At 73.2% G+C, this 15,358-nt stretch carries 14 protein-coding genes, 1 tRNA gene and 1 riboswitch; of the genes, 5 read left to right on the top strand and 10 right to left on the bottom strand.

Annotation, left to right across the window (positions count from 1 at the left end; all coding sequences use genetic code 11):
• Positions 1 to 151: 151 nt before the first annotated feature.
• The 4 genes from GY42_RS05905 to GY42_RS05885 form a co-directional block, all read right to left on the bottom strand.
• On the bottom strand, positions 152 to 586 hold the full coding sequence (locus GY42_RS05905) for a hypothetical protein (protein ID WP_046528627.1): 435 nt from the start codon (positions 584 to 586) through the stop codon (positions 152 to 154).
• Positions 586 to 2,970: a protease PrsW gene (locus GY42_RS05900; RefSeq protein ID WP_046528626.1), complete on the bottom strand. Its 2,385-nt coding sequence runs from the start codon at positions 2,968 to 2,970 to the stop codon at positions 586 to 588. Before GY42_RS05900 ends, GY42_RS05905 begins: the two co-directional genes overlap by 1 nt.
• A gap of 364 nt (positions 2,971 to 3,334) precedes the next feature.
• On the bottom strand, positions 3,335 to 3,526 hold the full coding sequence (locus GY42_RS05890; RefSeq protein ID WP_152667223.1) for a hypothetical protein: 192 nt from the start codon (positions 3,524 to 3,526) through the stop codon (positions 3,335 to 3,337).
• A 117-nt stretch (positions 3,527 to 3,643) separates the two neighbouring features.
• A tRNA-Ile gene (locus GY42_RS05885) sits at positions 3,644 to 3,717 on the bottom strand.
• A 142-nt stretch (positions 3,718 to 3,859) separates the two neighbouring features.
• Between GY42_RS05885 and GY42_RS05880 the strand changes: the two genes are divergently transcribed.
• The 4 genes from GY42_RS05880 (at position 3,860) to GY42_RS05865 (ending at position 6,331) form a co-directional block, all read left to right on the top strand.
• A complete protein-coding gene (locus GY42_RS05880) occupies positions 3,860 to 4,642 on the top strand; it encodes a DUF1206 domain-containing protein (protein ID WP_046528623.1) in 783 nt (260 codons plus the stop codon).
• A gap of 81 nt (positions 4,643 to 4,723) precedes the next feature.
• A riboswitch (cyclic di-GMP riboswitch) is annotated at positions 4,724 to 4,798 on the top strand.
• Between the two features lie 19 nt (positions 4,799 to 4,817).
• Positions 4,818 to 5,042 (top strand): BldC family transcriptional regulator, encoded by a 225-nt coding sequence (locus GY42_RS05875; RefSeq protein WP_046528622.1) that lies wholly within the window; start codon positions 4,818 to 4,820, stop codon positions 5,040 to 5,042.
• Between the two features lie 156 nt (positions 5,043 to 5,198).
• Positions 5,199 to 5,687 carry a peptide deformylase gene (gene def / locus GY42_RS05870; protein WP_046528621.1) on the top strand — a complete coding sequence of 163 codons (489 nt, stop codon included), beginning with the start codon at positions 5,199 to 5,201 and terminating at the stop codon, positions 5,685 to 5,687.
• Between the two features lie 143 nt (positions 5,688 to 5,830).
• The gene (locus GY42_RS05865) at positions 5,831 to 6,331 is read left to right on the top strand and encodes a DUF3145 domain-containing protein (RefSeq protein ID WP_046528620.1); all 501 of its coding nucleotides are present in this window, start codon (positions 5,831 to 5,833) and stop codon (positions 6,329 to 6,331) included.
• 87 nt (positions 6,332 to 6,418) lie between these two features.
• Here GY42_RS05865 and GY42_RS05860 read toward each other — a convergent pair whose 3' ends face one another.
• From GY42_RS05860 to GY42_RS05840, 5 genes are all read right to left on the bottom strand, one after another.
• Entirely contained in the window at positions 6,419 to 7,663 is a 1,245-nt protein-coding gene (locus tag GY42_RS05860; RefSeq protein ID WP_046528619.1) for a beta-ketoacyl-[acyl-carrier-protein] synthase family protein, read from the bottom strand.
• 84 nt (positions 7,664 to 7,747) lie between these two features.
• Positions 7,748 to 7,996, bottom strand: a complete 249-nt coding sequence (locus tag GY42_RS05855; RefSeq protein ID WP_046528618.1) for an acyl carrier protein — start codon at positions 7,994 to 7,996, stop codon at positions 7,748 to 7,750.
• Positions 7,997 to 8,077: 81 nt separating this feature from the next.
• Complete coding sequence (locus tag GY42_RS05850; protein WP_046528617.1) at positions 8,078 to 9,082, bottom strand: beta-ketoacyl-ACP synthase III; 1,005 nt, start codon at positions 9,080 to 9,082, stop codon at positions 8,078 to 8,080.
• Positions 9,079 to 10,050: an ACP S-malonyltransferase gene (locus GY42_RS05845; RefSeq protein ID WP_046528616.1), complete on the bottom strand. Its 972-nt coding sequence runs from the start codon at positions 10,048 to 10,050 to the stop codon at positions 9,079 to 9,081. The genes GY42_RS05850 and GY42_RS05845 overlap by 4 nt, the downstream gene beginning before the upstream one ends.
• Before the next feature lie 121 nt (positions 10,051 to 10,171).
• Positions 10,172 to 11,425 carry a PucR family transcriptional regulator gene (locus GY42_RS05840; protein ID WP_046530607.1) on the bottom strand — a complete coding sequence of 418 codons (1,254 nt, stop codon included), beginning with the start codon at positions 11,423 to 11,425 and terminating at the stop codon, positions 10,172 to 10,174.
• A gap of 116 nt (positions 11,426 to 11,541) precedes the next feature.
• Between GY42_RS05840 and GY42_RS05835 the strand changes: the two genes are divergently transcribed.
• Entirely contained in the window at positions 11,542 to 12,228 is a 687-nt protein-coding gene (locus tag GY42_RS05835; protein ID WP_046528615.1) for a hypothetical protein, read from the top strand.
• Positions 12,229 to 12,334: 106 nt separating this feature from the next.
• Here the strand turns inward: GY42_RS05835 and aceE are convergent, their stop codons facing one another.
• A complete protein-coding gene (gene aceE / locus GY42_RS05830; protein ID WP_046528614.1) occupies positions 12,335 to 15,082 on the bottom strand; it encodes a pyruvate dehydrogenase (acetyl-transferring), homodimeric type in 2,748 nt (915 codons plus the stop codon).
• Positions 15,083 to 15,358 lie beyond the last annotated feature (276 nt).

Genomic DNA, 15,358 nt, shown 5'->3' with positions numbered 1-15,358 from the left:
CCGCACTCGAACGGAGTGTGGTCGGTCCGACGCTCCCGGCAGTGGCTGTCGCAGCGTCATGCCCGGCGTCGCCTGGCGGGGCGCTCGCGGTAGGGCAGCACCTCGGGGCGTCCGGGGCCGTGACGCCGCGGGGGGCGGGGTGCACGGCGCGCTACACGATCGGCGGTGGGATGGCAGAGACGTCGCGGACGCGTGCGTGCTCGATCGAGAAACCGCGGAGGACCTGCAGAGCGCGCTCGCTGACGCACAGGTACACCCGACGGACCAGGAGGATGTCGTCACCTTCAGTGCCGGTGGGGAGCAGACGGTTCCAGTTCGGCAGCTCGAGATCAGGCTTGCGCCGCGCGAGCTCCTCCGACCGAGAGACGTGAACGACACCCAACTCCCAGCCGGTCAGCCCAGCGCTTCGGAAGGCATCAGCGAGCCGGTCGGTGACGAGCCAGAACCCCGACGTCGACACGATGTCGTCTCCGAGCCAGTCAGCGAACTCGAAGTACAGGTCGCCCAGGAGCTGGGGCTCACGAGCGACGTCGTAGTCCGATCCCTCACCGAGCCCGCCAGCAACCTCTGGCTTGATCCAGTGCATCAACGCTCCCTCGGGATGAAGTGGTGACCGAGAAGATCATCGATCTTCGTCGTGTACTCAAGCACCTCCGCCTTGGTGGGCGGGCGCCCAGCGTCGGCGAACGCGTCGTAGAAGTCGTCCCAGAGCTCACGGATCCGGACGAGGTGGATGTCGCGGTTCAAGTGGGTGGGGATGCCGCGAAGGTTCTCGATCGAGTGGAGCTCGTACCTGTCGAAGAGCCCGGGGTATCGCCGCATGACCTGCTGCTCGACAGCGTGGTGGATCACGAGATCCTGCATCGGCAGTTCGGGGTAGGCGCGCTCGAAGGTCGTCCGGTACTGCTGTGTGGTGGCCCAGCCGACAGAGGCCGGGTCACCTGGCAGGCGCTTGGACTGGACGACGACGGCGCCGATGTCCTCGTCGGCGTGGCGTAGCTGCCAGCGGATGCGTGCGGCGATGCTGTCGAGGAGCTCGCCGGGGTGGTGGCGTAGCGCCCAGGCCGCCTCGCGCAGGGCGGGGCGCATCACGGTGCCTGTGGCGGCTCCGGCGCCAGCCGGGAGGAACGTGAACACGAACGCGACGCCGTCCATGGCCATCTGGGACGGTGGGGTCGTGGTCAGGTAGTCGCGTGTGGCGGTGCTTGGGTCCTGGGCGAAGGTCGCGATGCCCTCGCGCTTGTCCATCGCCCACGTCAGGGCACCCGTGGTGAACAGGGCGCCGCCCAGCCCGAGCGGGGTCAGGGCGAGCAGCGCTCCGACACCGAAGCCGATCGCTGTCTTCTGGGCCGGTGACAGGCTGTCCCACCACGAGGCGACGGCGGCCATGACCCCTGCCAGCCAGCCCAACAGGTCGTAGGTGCGTTCGAGGTCCTGCGCGGTGAGCGGCGCGAGCACCAACGCCCCGGCCAGCAGCGTGAGCAGCGCCGCCACGGCGGCCCATCGTCGGGTGCGCACGTCGACGTGGCCGGCGAGCTCGGCGTACCCGAGCTCACGAGCGGCGCGTTGACCGGCCAGGAGCGAGGCGCCCTGCCGAGCGGCCGCCAGGTGCGGTTGCCCGGGCTCGGGTGCGAACCCGGCCAGGGCGGTGCGCCAGTCACGCGCCAGGACCCATCCGGTGCCTAGCACGGCGAACGCGCACCGTGCCGGCAGTGCGCGCAGCGCAGCGGGCCACCGCCGGGTCGTCGCGGCCAGTGCGCCCGTGACGCGGTCGATCCATCCGGGTCGAGGGCGAGGGTCGAGCGTCGCGGCGGGCACCCGCGCCAGGCGCGCGCCGTCGAGCAGCAGCAGGACGACGGCCAGCACGACGAGCACGGTCGGGCGGAAGTGTCCATGGCCGAACAGCGACCACGGTGCGCGGATCCACCATGGCACGTTCGTCGTGGCGGGATCCAACCACCGCGGCGTTCCGTCCGGGGCGTTGAGCCCGCCGCCGCCGTTGTACGCCGCGTGGTCGGCGATCGCGACGACCAGCGCCACGAACGGCACCGTCACCGCACCGGTGCGCACCAGCTGCGCTGCTCGGTCCAAGCGGCCCCGAACGTGCCGAACCGCGACCAGCACCAGACCTACGAGACCGGTGACAATCGCGGTGACCACGCCATGTCCACCGAAGCCGCGACCAGCCTGTGCCCAGTCCGTTGGCAGCGGAGGCCACGGCCGGAACGTCGTCCAGTCCGGCGGGAGCCCCTCGGAACGAGGAAGCATCGCCTCGAACAGCCGACCGAGGAGGCTCTGCGGCTCCATGCTCAGAGTAAGGCGCCGCAGGCTCTCCTCGACCAGGAGGAAGGCGGTGCCGGACGCCAGGCCGAGCAGCAGCCAGTCGACCGCGGCGAATCGCGACGCTCGACGCGGCGCGAGCATAGCGACCAGCGCGACAGGTACGAGCTTGAGGGTCTCCTCGGTGATCGAGGCGATCCCCATCGAGGGGCCGACGTCCCGCACGGTCGCGCTCAGCGCCGAGCTAGCGAGCCACGTCGAGATCAGGCCGATCGCGACCGACCACGGAATGCACGCGGCGAAGAACCGCATGAACCCGGTCCACGTCAACGTCTTCGTCCGCGCAAGGGCCCACCACGCCACGACTACCCACACGCACCCCAGCCACGCGCGCATTGACAGGCGCACGTCCGGGACGAACACGAACAACCCGGCCGCCCACGCCAACGCGGCCCATAGCCCGACCGCACGCACCCGTGTCCACCGTTGAGCCAGCACGGGTCGCTCCGCCCACCACTGCGCGCGCCGCTCCGCCCAGACCTGCCACCACTCCCGCAGTGGCGCAGTGCCCACCTGACGGTCGTCGACGACCGACGTCGTCACCAGCACCCCCTGCAAACAGAGCAAAACGGACGCCGAGAACCGTAGCGGCTGGTCATGCGCCTGCCTGGCGATCGGGCGCAGGTCCACCCATGCGGATCAGCGGACTCCACCCGACGAGGGCGCTGGCGTGCCTGTCGCACCCCGGCGCGACCGTGGTCCTCGTGCGCATCCCACCCGGCCACCCGGACTGCTGCCGCTGGGCCGTCAATCACGGCGAGCCCGCCGGCCCCCAGCATGTCGTCGACCCGCCGGTACCAGCGCTCGCGGACGTCGAGCTCTAGGACGGCGCGCGTGAGTGCTCGAGGTGCACGTCCTCGCGACTGCGCGCGGTGCGGTGTGCATTCGGCAGGACGTCCCCGGGCGTGGCCCGTGGCTCGCTTGGGTGCCCACCGAGCGCGTTACGCGGCGCAGAGGGTCCGTTCGACGACGCACACACCCCTGAGGTTGTTCGTCAGGCCTCGGGGTCGCGCGTCTGGCGCAGGTACTGACCGACGCCGTAGGCGATCGCGAGCACGCCGCCGACGAACCCGACGAGGCGCAGCGGCCCGGGTCCGACGAGTGCGCCAACGAGCACCAGTGCGATGCCGACGCCCAGCGGAACGGGCATGGACCGGTCGGCCTTCGTGCGCGGGGAGTCGCTCATGACCTGGGACATCGGCGCGTGGGTTCACCGACCTGAGGGGCTTCCGCTGCTGCACGTTTTGCTGCACGAGGCGCCCGCGAATCCGGTGGCGGCGTGCGAACGTGCAGGTCAGCGCGGTGGGCCAGGTGGGGCTTGAACCCACGACCGACGGATTATGAGTCCGCTGCTCTGACCGACTGAGCTACTGGCCCGCGGGCGGCAGCCTACCGAGGGGAGCGCGCGCGCCCGGTTCGTGGCGTTCCGGTCGCGGAGCGGGCCGCGCGCTGCGAGCATCGCCGCGGGCGTCCGGCGCGGGCCGGCACGGGTGGGGGAGCCCGCAGCGAGGGAGGTCGCATGTCCACGGTCGCGGCGAGGTCGGGTCAGCACGCGTGGGAGGTCGGTGCGCGCGCGGGGTACGCGGCCAGCGGTCTGGTGCACGTCCTCGTCGGGGTGCTGGCGCTGCAGCTCGCGCTCGGCTCGGGCGAGGGCAGCGCCGACCAGTCGGGGGCGTTCCAGCAGATCGCGCAGACGTCGTTCGGGGCGCTCGTGCTGTGGGTGTCGGTCGTGGCGTTCGTCGCGCTGGGCGCGTGGCAGGCCGCGGCGGCGCTGAGCGGGGCGGCGGGGGAGACGTCCGACCGCGTGAAGTGCGGGGCGAAGGCCGTCGTGTACCTCGCGCTCGCGGGCACGGCGTTCTCGGTGGTGCAGGGTGGCGGTTCCTCGAGCAGCGGCCAGACCACGAGCCTGACCGGTCAGCTCATGCAGGCGCCCGCGGGGCGTGTGCTGGTCGGCGCGGTCGGCGTCGCCGTCGTCGTGGTCGGCGGGTACCACGTCTACAAGGGTCTGGCGAAGAAGTTCCTCGACGACCTGCAGCGGCTGCCGAGCGGCACGACCGGACGCGTGGCACGGACCGCGGGGGTCGTGGGCTACGCGGCCAAGGGCGTGGCGCTCGGCGTCGTCGGGGTGCTGTTCGTCGTGGCGGCGCTCCACGCGAACCCCGACGAGGCGTCCGGGCTCGACGGTGCGCTGCAGGCGCTGCGCGAGGCCCCGGCAGGTCCGGTGCTGCTGGTCCTGGTCGCGCTGGGGCTCGTCGCGTTCGGTGGTTACTGCGCGGTCAGGGCCCGCTTCGGCCGCCTGTGACGTTTCACCCGCTCCGGGACAGATCCGGCGGGCTCCGGTTCTTGCACGCTTGTCCAGTTTCGGGCATAGTCGTCCTTCGTCAGCGACAAACGGCAAACCCGCCGCAAGGTGGGGACGCAAAGCCACGGGGCCCACGGGGTCAGCCGAGCTACCGAACGACGAAGGAGCACCACCCATGGCTGTTCAGACGCCTGCCACCGACGCCCCCCTCACGCAGGGCGCGCTGCTCACGCCGGGTGAGGTCGCGGTCCTGTTCCGCGTCGACCCCAAGACGGTGACGCGCTGGGCGCAGGCCGGCAAGCTCTCCGCCGTCCGCACGCTGGGCGGGCACCGCCGCTTCCACGAGGCTGAGGTGCGTCAGCTCCTCACGGGCGTCCCGCAGCAGCGCGCCGGGGAGTGACCCCCGCGTCGTCCGACGACGACGCACCGCACGTCCCGACGCCGGTGGTGACCTGGTCACCACCGGCGTCGTGCTGTGTCCAGCGCCTCGTGCGCACCGCGCCGCGAGAGCCGCTGCGTGGCGCCTCGTGCCCGCGCGACGTGAAAGGATCGGGTCATGGCCCTGCGTGAGATCCGCACCGTCGGCGACCCCGTCCTGCGCACCCCGTGCGACCCCGTCACCACGATCGACGACCGCGTCCGCTCGCTCGTCGAGGACCTGCTCGAGACGGTGGACCAGGACGGTCGCGCCGGGCTCGCGGCCAACCAGATCGGCGTGAGCCTGCGCGCCTTCTCGTGGAACATCGACGACGAGATCGGCTACGTGCTGAACCCCGTGATCGTCGAGCTGTCGGAGGACGAGTACCAGGACGGCGACGAGGGCTGCCTCTCGGTGCCGGGGCTGTGGTACCCGACGCACCGCGCCTGGTACGCGCGCGTCGTCGGCACCGACCTCGACGGCAAGGAGGTCGTGGTCGAGGGCGTCGAGCTCATGGCGCGGTGCCTCCAGCACGAGGTGGACCACCTCGACGGGCTGCTCTACCTCGACCGCCTCGAGCGGTCCGTGCGCAAGAAGGCGATGCGCGCGATCCGCGAGCAGCTCTAGTCTCGCGCGTCCGCTGGACCTGCGCGGACGCATGAGGCATCCTGTGCCTGCACGCCGCGTGCGTGGTGCTGTGCCGTCGACGCTTCCTGTCGGGGTACGAGGTCGTTGGGGAAGGCGACCCTCGAGCCCACTGGGAGGACAACATGGCCGGTGCCGTCACCCGCGGTGTCCTTTTCGTGCACTCCGCGCCGCGTGCGCTGTGCCCCCACGTCGAGTGGGCGGCCGGCAACGCGCTGGGAGTGCGCGTCAGCATGGACTGGACCGCGCAGCCGGCCGGTCCGAGCTTCTACCGCGCCGAGCTGTCCTGGCAGGGCGCACCCGGCACGGGAGCGCGCCTCGCGTCCGCGCTGCGCGGCTGGGCCCACCTCCGGTACGAGGTGACCGAGGAGGCCAGCGTCGGCGTCGACGGCTCCCGCTGGAGCCACACGCCCGAGCTCGGCATCTTCCACGCCCAGACGGACGTGCACGGCAACGTCGTCGTCCCCGAGGACCGCATCCGCGCGGCCCTCGAGCACGCGGGCGACCCGGAGCGGCTGCGGGCCGAGCTCGACCTCGCGCTCGGGCAGGCCTGGGACGACGAGCTCGAGCCGTTCCGCTACGCGGGCGCGGGCGCGCCCGTGCGCTGGCTGCACCGCGTGGGCTGACCGCACCGCCGAGGTTCCACCCGGAGCACGTCGCCCCGCCTGCGCCAGGGCGCGGACGGGGCGACGTGAGCGTGCGGCGATGCGGCGTCAGGCGGAGGTGACCACCAGCGCGACGTTGTGACCGCCGAACCCGAACGAGTTGTTGACGGCCGCGATCGGGCCGTCCGGCAGCGCGCGCGGCGTGCCGCGCACCAGGTCGAGCACGAGCTCGGGGTCGGGGTTCTCGACGTTGATCGTCGGGGGCGCCTGCCGGTCGTGCACGGCGAGCACCGTGAAGATCGTCTCGAGCGCGCCGGCGCCGCCCAGCAGGTGACCCGTCATCGACTTGGTGGCCGAGAGCGCCACGTGGTCGGCGTCGTCGCCCAGGACGCCGCGGATCGACCGGGCCTCGATGAGGTCGCCGACGACCGTCGACGTCGCGTGCGCGTTGACGTGCACGACGTCGCGCGCGGCGACGCCCGAGTCGGCGAGGGCCGCGCGCATCGCGCGGACCTGGCCGTCGCCCGACGGCTCGGGGGACGTGATGTGGTAGCCGTCGGCCGACAGGCCGACGCCGCCGATGCGCGCGTACACGCGCGCACCGCGGGCGGCCGCGTGCGCGGCCGACTCCAGCACCACCACGCCCGCACCCTCGCCGATGACGAAGCCGTCACGGTCGACGTCGTACGGCCGCGAGGCGCCGGTCGGGTCGTCGTTGCGCAACGACAGCGTGCGCGACGCCGCGAACGCGGCGATCGGCATGGGGTGGATGGTGGCCTCGGTGCCACCGGCGACGACGACGTCGGCGCGGCCCGAGCGGATCATCTCGACGCCGTAGCCGATCGCCTCCGCGCCGGACGCGCACGCCGAGACCAGCGCGTGCGCACCCGCTCGTGCACCGAGCTCGAGCGAGACGTACGCGACGGGGGAGTTCGGCATGAGCATCGGCACGGTCATGGGCAGCACGCGACGGCCGCCCTTCTCGCGCAGGGTGTCCCACGCGTCGAGCGTCGTCCAGATGCCGCCGATGCCCGACGACACGACCGCGCCCAGGCGCTCGCCGTCGACCTCGGGGGCGCCCGCGTCGGCCCACGCCTCGCGCGCCGCGATCACGGCGTACTGCGCGGACGGGTCCATGCGCTTGATCTCGGGGCGCGTGAGCACCTGGTCGGGCGTGACCTTGATGGTCGCGCCGAACGACACGCCGATCTCGTAGCGCTCGGCCCAGTCGTTGTCGAACGGGCGGGCGCCGGACTCGCCGGCGAGCGCGGCGCGCCACGTGCTGGGGACGTCACCGCCGAGCGGCGTGGTGGCGCCCAGGCCGGTGACGACGACCTCGGGGACGGTGCTCATGGGGGTTCTCCTCGGGTGGGTCGGGCGGTGCGCACGGCAGGGGTGCCGGCGCACCGCCCGTGGCCGCAGGTGCGGCGCGCAGGCTCAGGCCTGGGCGCCCGCGATGAAGCTCACGGCGTCGCCGACGGTCGCGAGGTTCTTGACCTCGTCGTCGGGGATCCGGACCTCGAACTTCTCCTCCGCCAGCGTGACGATCGTCATCATCGACAGCGAGTCGATGTCGAGGTCGTCGGTGAAGGACTTCTCGGGCAGGACGGCGTCGGTCGGCAGACCGGTCTCCTCGCTGACGATCTCGGCCAGGCCGGCCAGGATCTCCTGCTCGCTGTGCGCCATCGGGGGTCTCCTCGTGTCAGGTGGTGCAGGGACGTGCTGAACGGTACAGGCGCACGGTGCGCCGTCCGCCCGGGTCACGGGTCAGGGCAGGACGACGACCTGCGCGGCGTAGACGAGGCCCGCGCCGAAGCCGATCTGCAGGGCCAGCGCGCCCGAGGGCACCTGGCCCTCGCGCAGCAGCCGCTCGGCCGCGAGCGGGATCGACGCGGCCGACGTGTTGCCGGTGTCGGCGATGTCGCGGCCCACGACGACCGAGTCGGGCAGCTTGAGCTGCTTGATCATCTGGTCGATGATCCGCATGTTCGCCTGGTGCGGGATGAACGCCTCGATGTCCTCGGGGGCGACCCCGGCGGCGTCCATGGCCTTCTGCGCGACGGGCGCCATCTGCCACACCGCCCACTTGAAGACCGACTGGCCCTCCTGGCGCAGCGTCGGCCAGCCGGCGCCCTCGTCGCGCGTCGCGAGCCACGAGTGCGTCTGGCGGATCGCCTGCGCCTGCCCGCCGTCGGAGCCCCAGATCGTCGGGCCGATGCCGGGCGTGTCGGACGCGCCGACGACGACGGCTCCGGCCCCGTCGCCGAGCAGGAACGAGATCGTGCGGTCCGTCGGGTCGACGAACTCGCTCATCTTCTCGGCGCCGATCACCAGCACGTTGCGTGCCGTGCCGGCGCGCACGAGCGCGTCGGCCTGGCCGATGCCGTAGCAGTAGCCCGCGCACGCGGCCGAGATGTCGTACGCCGCGGCGGGCGTCGCGCCGATGCGGTCCGCGACGATCGCGGCGCCGGCGGGCGTCTGGTGGAAGTAGGTGACGGTCGACAGGATCACGGCGTCGATGTCGGCGCCCGTGAGCCCGGCGTTCTCGAGCGCGGCGCGCGCGGCACCCTCGGCGAGGTCGAGCACGTCGGTGCCCGCCTCGGCGCGACGACGCGTGACGATGCCGGTGCGCTGGCGGATCCACTCGTCGGACGAGTCGATGGGGCCCACGAGCTCGTCGTTGGGCACGACGCGCTCGCCGCGCACACCGCCCAGTCCGAGGATGCGCGTGTGCGCGGGGCCGGTGGACTGCGTGAGGGTCGGACGGGTCACGACTGGCTCTCCTGTGCGGTGGTGCCGGCGTGCCGACGCACGAGGTCGCGCGCGGCGTCGAGGTCGGCGGGGGACTTCAGCGCGAGCGTCTCGACGCCCGGCAGCGTACGTCGCGCCAGCCCGGTGAGGACACCACCGGGTGCGACCTCGAGCAGCGCCGTGACGCCCAGCTCGAGCAGCGTGGCCTGGCACAGGTCCCAGCGCACGGGGCGCGCGACCTGGCCGACGATGCGGGTCAGCGCGTCCGCGCCGCTCGTGACGGCCGCGCCGTCGGCGTTGCCGAGCAGCGTGACCACGGGCTCGCGCGGCGTCACCGCGGCGGCCGCCGCGGCGAGCTCGTCGACGGCCGGTGCCATGTAGCGGGTGTGGAACGCGCCCGCGACCTGCAGCGGCACGACGCGCGCACGCGCCGGGGCCTCGGTGCCGAGCGCGGCGAGCGCGTCGAGCGCCCCCGCGGCGACGACCTGCCCGCCGCCGTTCACGTTCGCGGGCACGAGATCGAGCGCCTCGAGCCGCGCCAGCACCTCGTCGGGGTCGCCGCCGAGCACGGCGCTCATGCCCGTCGGGGTCGCGGCGGCCGCGCGCGCCATCGCGGCGCCGCGCACCGCGACGAGCCGCAGCGCGTCGTCGTCGGTCAGGACGCCCGCGGCCGCGGCGGCCGCGAGCTCGCCGACCGAGTGGCCCGCGGCGACGTCGAACGACGCGGGCGCGAGCCGTGCGAGGTCGGTCGTGGCGTCCGTGCCGAGCACCGCGCGCAGGCTCGCGAGCGCGGTGGCGACGAGCAGCGGCTGGGCCACCGCGGTGTCACGGATCGTCTCGGCGTCGGACGTGGTGCCGTGGGCCAGCAGGTCGACCCCGACGACGTCGCTCGCACGCGCGAGGGAGTCGGCGAAGCCGTCGACCTCGGTCCACGGGACGAGCATGCCGGGGGACTGGGCCCCCTGGCCGGGGCAGGCGACGACGAGCACCCGACCACTGTGCCGTGGGCGCGCGCCGTCACCCGGTCACGGCACGTACCAACCTCGGGTCCCGTGCTTGTCGGACCTGTACAAAGGCCGCGTCGCGGCACGCCTCCGGCGGGCGCGGGGCTCAGGGGGCCGCGGCGGCGTCGAGCCGCCCGACGGCCAGGGCCGTCTGCAGCACGTACGACTCCCGCGCGTCCAGCGGGTCCCACCCCGTGACGTCCGCGACGCGCTTGAGCCGGTAGCGGACCGTGTTGGGGTGGACGTACAACGTGCGCGCGGCGGCCTCCAGGGAGCGCCCGGCCCCGAGGTACGCCGACAGCGTCTCGAGCAGCGAGCCCTGGCTCGCGGCGAGCGGCGTGTAGGCCCGTTCGACGAGCGCACGTCGTGCGTCGTCGTCACCGACGAGCACGCGCTCGGGCAGCAGGTCGTCGGCGAGCACGGGCCGCGGCGCCTGCTCCCAGCCCGGTGCGGCCGCGAGCCCGGCGAGGGCCGCGCGCGCCGACCGGGTCGCCTCGGCGAGCCCGGGCGCGAGCGGCCCGATGACGACGGGTCCCGGCCCGAACCGCGGCAGCAGCGACATCGCGGCGGCGCGCAGGTCGCCCTCGCCGCCGAGGAACACCACCAGGCGGTCGCCCATGATCCCGACGAGCGCGTCGTCGGCCGACCGGCGGGTCGCGCGCCGCAGGTCGGCCGAGCGCACCTCGTCCATGTGCGCGGCGGCCGTGCCGACCACGACGAGCGTCGAGCCGCGTCCGCTCCACCCGAGCGCCGACACGCGCGAGCGCAGCGAGTCGTCGCCGTCGCCGCGCACGAGCGCGTCGACCACGAGCGCCTCGAGCCGCGCGTCCCACGCGCCGCGCACCTCGGCGGCGCGCGCGTAGACCTCGGCGGCCGAGAACGCGACCTCGCGCGAGTACCGCATGACCGCCTCGCGCAGCTCGCGCTCGGCGCCGGGCGCCGCGAGCCGGTCGGAGTGCGTCTCGACGACGTCCACGACGACGCGGACCAGCTGGAGCGTGTGCTGCAACGAGATCGACCGGGTCAGCTCGGGCGGCGCGGCCGCGAAGATCTCGCCGACGCCGTGCGGCGGGCGCGTCGGGTCCGCGTACCACGAGATGAACGCCGTGATGCCGGCCTGCGCGACGAGGTTGACCCACGACCGGTCCTCGGCGGGCAGCGCGCGGTACCACTCGAGGTCGGCGTCGAGCCGGCGCATCGCGGCCGCGGCGAGCAGCCCCGCGCCCTCGCGCACGCGGCGCTGCGTCTCGCTCTGGTCGGCCCCGGCCGGGGGGAGGACGGGGGCCGCCGCGCCGGCCTGCGGGGTGGTGCCGCGACGGCGGGGCGTGCGCGCCGCCGGCGTCCTCGGAGACGTCGCCATGGCCGCGAGCATAGGCGGCGGGCTTGTGGGAAGTCGACAAAGCCGTCGCGCGTCGTCGAACGGCGGGGGCGCTCCCAGAACGGGTGCGGACGGGGCAGAACGGATAAGGTCGCGCCATGGCTCTCCTGCCCCGCCTGCGCCAGCTCATGCGGCGACCCTCCTCGGCCTCCCGGGTCGGGGCGCGCCGCCCGACGACGGCCTCGCGCCGGGGGGACACCCTCCACGAGGACGCGCTGCGGTCGATGCTGAGCGACGACCCCAACAACGAACGGGCCTTCCAGGCGCTCGCCGAGATCGTCCGCCGCCGCGCCGCCGAGTCCGTGCCGGAGGACGACCCGCTGACGGCCCCGAACGCCGAGCACGAGCGGCAGCACGCCGCCGATCTGGCGGTCTGGGCCCTGGGGGAGGAGCTCGCCGGCAACCCCCGCGCCTGGTACCCGCTCGTGGAGCTCGCGCGGCTCTCGGTCCGCGACGACCACGAGGGCACCATCCGGCGGCTCACGACCGCGGCCGAGCGCGACCCGTCCGGACTCGCGCTCGCGCAGGCGCTCGCGCTGCTGTCCGAGGCGGGGCAGCCCGTCGAGGCGCTCAACCTGGGCGTCGGGCACTGGCGTCCCCGCGAGCACGACCCCGAGGTCGCGCGCGCGCTCGTGCACGCCGCGCTGCTGGCCGACCGTCCCCTCGAGGCCAAGCAGCACCTGGCGTCGCTCGACCTCTACCCCGACGCCTCGGCCGTCGCTCCGCTCAAGGCGGAGCTGACGCGCGAGGTCGCGCAGGCCCAGCAGTCCATCCCCGGCACCTGACGCCGGGCAGGCGCCGCCACGGCGGCTGCCTCCGCGTCACGGTCCAGGAACGACGAGACCCCCGGCCGCTGCGGCCAGGGGTCTCGTCGTGCGCGGGGGGCGCGCGTCAGGCGTCGCCGCCCGTGTTGCCGGACGTGCCGGCCGTGACGTCGTGCAGGCGGTAGCGCTCGATGGCCTGCGCGGGCAGGGACGGGTCGACCTTGCCCTCGAGCACGAGCTGCTGCAGCACGCGCACGACCGTCGACGGCCCGTCGATCTTGAAGTGACGACGTGCGGCGGCCCGCGTGTCCGAGAAGCCGAAGCCGTCGGCGCCGAGCGTCGCGTACCGGCCGGGGACCCACGCGCGCACCTGGTCGGCGACCAGGTGGTCGAAGTCCGTGGTGGCGACGAACGGGCCCTCGGCGCCCTGCAGCTTGGCGGTGAGGTACGGCGTGCGGGGCTCCTCGCCCGGGTGCAGGAACGCGTGCTGCTCGGCGGCGAGCGCCTCGCGGCGCAGCTCGTTCCAGCTGGTCACCGACCAGACCGCGGCGCGCACGCCCCAGTCCTCGGCGAGCAGGTGCTGCGCCTCGATCGCCCACGGCACGGCGACGCCGGACGCGAGGATCTGGGCGCGCGGCCCGTCACCCTCGGCCGGGGACACCAGGTGGATGCCCTTGAGGATGCCCTCGACGTCGACGCCCTCGGGCTCCGCCGGCTGCACCATCGGCTCGTTGTAGACCGTCAGGTAGTAGATGACGTCCTGGTCGCGGCCCTGCGCGTTCTCGCCGAACATCCGCTCGATGCCGTCGCGCACGATGTGCCGGATCTCGTACCCGTAGGCCGGGTCGTAGTGCACGACGTGCGACATGGTCCCTGCGAGCAGCGGCGAGTGGCCGTCGGCGTGCTGCAGGCCCTCGCCCGTCAGGGTCGTGCGGCCGGCGGTCGCGCCGATGAGGAACCCGCGCGCCATCTGGTCGCCCGCGGCCCAGAACTGGTCGCCGGTGCGCTGGAACCCGAACATCGAGTAGTAGAAGTAGAACGGGATCAGCGGCTCGCCGTGCGTGGCGTACGACGTGCCGACCGCCTGGAACGCGGACGCGGACCCGGCCTCGTTGATGCCGGTGTGCATGATCTGCCCGGCCTCGGACTCCTTGTAGCTCAGCATGAGCTCGCGGTCCACGGCCATGTAGTTCTGGCCGTTGGTGTTGAAGATCTTCGCGCTCGGGAAGATCGAGTCCAGGCCGAACGTGCGCGCCTCGTCGGGGATGATCGGCACCAGGCGGTGGCCGAACTCCTTGTCCTTCACGAGGTCCTTGAACAGGCGCACGAGCGCCATGGTCGTGGCGACCTCCTGCGTGCCCGAGCCCTTGGCGAGCGTCTCGTAGACCTTGTCGCCCGGCAGCGTGAGCTTGGTGTGCGTGCTGCGGCGCTCGGGCACGAAGCCGCCGAGCTGACGGCGACGCTCGAGCATGTACTGGATCGCCTCGTCCTCCGGCCCCGGGTTGTAGTACGGGGGCAGGTACGGGTCGGCCTCGAGCTGCTCGTCCGTGATCGGGATGTGCAGCGAGTCGCGCAGCGTCTTGAGCTCGTCGATCTTGAGCTTCTTCATCTGGTGCGTGGCGTTGCGCCCGGCGAAGCCCGAGCCCAGGCCGTAGCCCTTGATGGTGTGCGCGAGGATGACGGTCGGCTGGCCGGTGTGCTCACGTGCGGCCTTGTACGCCGCGTAGAGCTTGCGGTAGTCGTGGCCGCCGCGCTTGAGCGCCCAGATCTCGTCGTCCGTCATCTTCTCGACGAGCTGCTTGGTGCGCGGGTCGCGCCCGAAGAAGTGCTCGCGGATGAACGCGCCGTCCTCGGCGCGGAACGTCTGGAAGTCGCCGTCGGGCGTCGTGTTCATGAGGTGCACGAGCGCGCGGTCCTTGTCGGCGTTGAGCAGGGTGTCCCACTCGCGGCCCCAGATGACCTTGATGACGTTCCAGCCGGCGCCGCGGAACTGCGCCTCGAGCTCCTGGATGATCTTGCCGTTGCCGCGGACCGGGCCGTCGAGGCGCTGCAGGTTGCAGTTCACGACGAACGTGAGGTTGTCCAGGCCCTGCTGGGCGGCGTGCTGCAGCATGCCGCGCGACTCGGGCTCGTCCATCTCGCCGTCGCCGAGGAACGCCCAGACGTCCTGCTGGCTCGTGTCCTTGATCCCGCGGTTGTGCAGGTAGCGGTTGGTCCACGCCTGGTAGATCGCCGACGACGGGCCCAGGCCCATCGACACCGTGGGGAACTCCCACAGGTCGGGCGCGAGGCGCGGGTGCGGGTACGACGGCAGGCCGCCGCCGGGGTGCGACAGCTCCTGGCGGAACCCGTCGAGCTGGTGCTCGGTCAGGCGGCCCTCGAGCAGGCCACGCGCGTACACGCCGGGGGAGGCGTGCCCCTGGAAGTACACCTGGTCGCCGCCGCCGGGGTGGTCCTTGCCGCGGAAGAAGTGGTTGAGGCCGACCTCGGTGAGCGTCGCGACCGACGCGTACGACGAGATGTGGCCGCCGACCGAGATGCCGGGACGCTGCGCGCGCGTCACCATGACGGCGGCGTTCCAGCGGATCCAGGAGCGGTAGCGGCGCTCGATGACCTCGTCGCCCGGGAAGTACGGCTCGTTGTGCACCGCGATGGTGTTGACGTACGGGGTGTTCAGCGACGCCGGGATCGCGACGTTGCGCTCACGTGCGTGCCGCAGCAGGCTCATGAGGACGTACCGCGCGCGCGGGCCGCCCTTGTCCCCGATCAGGCCGTCGAGGGACTCGAGCCACTCACCGGTCTCCTCCGGGTCGATGTCCGGGACCTGGCTGAGCAGACCGCCGATCAGGGGGCCCGTCTCGTCGATGGAAGCCACCGGTGCTCCTTCGCGTCTCGTGCGCGCCCGGCGCCTGTCGGCGCCTCGGCACGCTCCGTGTCGGCACCCGACGCCCTGACACGTGTCGGCAGGGGGATGGCGGGTGGTCGCACCATTCTCCGTCCGTCGAGGCCCGAAAGTCACACCCGCGGGCCCTGATCAGGGCGTGACGTCCGTGACACGCGTTCCCGCTGCCCGCTTCCCAGGGCCTCGGGGCGTGCGGTGGGCTAACGTGTCCCGACATCAACAGGTGGGTCCGCGTCACGTGAGCGGCCC

The sequence above is a fragment of the Cellulomonas sp. FA1 genome (assembly GCF_000986825.1).
Classification (GTDB): domain Bacteria; phylum Actinomycetota; class Actinomycetes; order Actinomycetales; family Cellulomonadaceae; genus Cellulomonas; species Cellulomonas iranensis.
Note: the sequence above shows the minus strand (reverse complement) of the source record. Positions and strands in the feature narration are given on the sequence as shown.